Origin of the sequence: Eudoraea sp. (assembly GCF_049665975.1) — a bacterium.
In the GTDB taxonomy this organism is placed as follows: domain Bacteria; phylum Bacteroidota; class Bacteroidia; order Flavobacteriales; family Flavobacteriaceae; genus Eudoraea.
In genome coordinates, this window is sequence record NZ_JBATGR010000466.1 from 1 (window position 1) to 2,263 (window position 2,263).

The window sequence follows — 2,263 nt, forward strand, 5'->3', positions numbered from 1 at the left end:
ATACTCGATATTACTAAGTTGAACTGTGATATTTGGAAGATGTTTAAAAAGGGCCAGTTCCACTTCTTCAATTTCCAAATCTCCCGACTGGACTTCTGATATATATTGATCAATTTCTTCCAAAACCCAATTCTTCCCATCCTCATAGAACAGGAATCCTAAAAAAATGCATAGGACTATAAGTATGCCCGCCGCCATCAATATTCTTTTGAGAATTTTAATTAGAAATGATTTTGTGATCATTAAGGCACAATTAATTATAACAGGTACAATTTATAAATATAGTACATTGGAAAGGGCCGCGACATGACGTTAGTCTATGAAGAAGACTATTTTAATCCTTATTTATCTTTCTTCTTATTAGGTGACTTATCCAACCATGCGTACACATACGATACACTAAATGCGTCAAAATCACCGCCTTGTTTAAATCGGATTCCTGAAGCCACAGAAAACTTTAAAGCATGACTGGGGTTTATAGGTAAGGCATAGGTTAAGCCCAGCCTAAGCTGAGAAATAGTGGCGTCTCTTTTTATATCATTTATATAAGTGTCAGCACCATAACCGTAACCCATGGAGAAAGCAAGCCACATCCCTTTTTTCTTAAAGGACCTAATAATATTTCCCTTGGCCACCCACAGAGCAGATTGAGACAAGGTATTATCTCCCAGAAACTGTTTATTATCTGAAAAAAGCCAGGCGCCCACATAGGCCTCCAAAACCCAATTATCCGTATTATGAGAAAGACCATAAAGTGCCTTAAGGCTCCATCGGTTGGAACCTAAGTTTGGAAGTTGTTCCTTTTTATAATTCCCGGTTGGTATTATTAGCTGAAGCGTCAATCCTGTAATGGTTTTTTGCTTATACTCTGAAAAATCTTTAGCGCTAAGAGAGGGGGCGCCAGTGAGATTAACAGATGCCCTTATCCTTATATCTCCAAATCCGGTATACGAATCTTCAAAAGAAGTGTTTGCAAAAATACCAGTAAAATCTCCTCCAGCAAAGGGTAGTAAGACATCCACCTTTCCCGATTTCCCAAAGAAATTTACACTTCGTACATAGGCCAGGATTATCGTATTTATTCTGCCATTAAAGTCTTCCAATGGCAAAGAGGGATCCAGAAGTGTGTTTCCGGAGGCATAAGCATAAGCTAGTCCAACAAAATTAAACTTTTTAGGTAAATTGGTAAGGGCTCGTGGTTCAAGCTCCTGAGCAAATCCGCAATTAAATATTGCAGGGGAAAGAACTAATAAAATAACAAGGATATTAAAGCGCATTTTCCCTCTTAGTTGATTGGTTAAGAATAAAATTGAAATTTATACATTACCGGATAGAAGCCATAATACTTCCGAGGGCAGAATTCAACTTCCAAATAAAAATGTATATCAGAAAATTCTACAGTACAAGTTACATTATATAATTGGGAAAAAAATCTTGAATTTGTATAAATTAAATCTAAATTCCCATTCAGGATATAATATAAAATTAATGGACAAAATAAAAAAAGGGAGTGTAAACCACTCCCCCTTAATTATTTCCAGGACTTTTTTAAATGAATTCGTTTATTCAACTTTCGTCAAAGAAACGGCTACGGCCTCTGCATAGGTCATTATTACTACTTGTCCTATGTTCAGTTTTTCCATAAAGGCAGCATCCTTCATAGGGATAGTTAAATAGTTTCCGTTAGGACCTTCTACAACAGCAAACATCTGCGGTCTGTTAAGAACTTCAATGGTTACAACAGCTTTAACCATTTCTCCAACTGCGCCTGCCGGAGCTTCCCCTTCCGGAGCTTTACCTTCCCCTTCTAAAACAACAAATGGTTCTGCCAATTCTGCAGAAGTCGGTGCTCGAAACTCAGCCTTTAAATAGGTATAAAAGTCAAAAGTGATTATATCTCCAACCGAAATTTCATCAAACCTTTTAATTTCCGGGCCGGCCGTAATGGTAGCCAGTTCACCATCGGGTCCTTTGAGGGTAACATCGCGGGTTTCCTTAGCAATATCTGTTACCGTTCCCTGCATGGTTGCAAGACTTAATCTTTCTCTTGGTTCTATGGTACTATCAACATCCTGCGCTAACAAAGGATAGGTTAAAAATGTACAAAAGAATAAAGCAATAGCATAAATTTTAATAATTTTCATAAAATGTAAGTTTTAATTTTTGGTTTAATACCTGCAATATAGCTGCCGATAAATTTTAATGTTTAATATTTAGTTTTTAGTTTTTAGTTTAAATCTTTATAGTGTACTCTATAAATACC

3 protein-coding genes are annotated in these 2,263 nt (G+C 36.5%); all 3 read right to left on the reverse strand.

What is annotated here, in order from left to right:
- On the reverse strand, positions 1-243 hold a 243-nt coding region (locus WBN20_RS15115), incomplete at its 3' end, for a hypothetical protein (protein WP_424282284.1).
- Positions 244-341: 98 nt separating this feature from the next.
- Positions 342-1,277, reverse strand: a complete 936-nt coding sequence (locus WBN20_RS15120) for a transporter (protein ID WP_424282285.1) — start codon at positions 1,275-1,277, stop codon at positions 342-344.
- Positions 1,278-1,562: 285 nt separating this feature from the next.
- Entirely contained in the window at positions 1,563-2,144 is a 582-nt protein-coding gene (locus WBN20_RS15125) for a hypothetical protein (protein ID WP_424282286.1), read from the reverse strand.
- Positions 2,145-2,263 lie beyond the last annotated feature (119 nt).

Excerpts from the sequence above, each read along its gene's own strand:
- WBN20_RS15125 (WP_424282286.1), bottom strand. The coding sequence starts at position 2,144 with ATGAAAATTATTAAAATTTATGCTATTGCTTTATTCTTTTGTACATTT.
- WBN20_RS15120 (WP_424282285.1), bottom strand. The coding sequence starts at position 1,277 with ATGCGCTTTAATATCCTTGTTATTTTATTAGTTCTTTCCCCTGCAATA.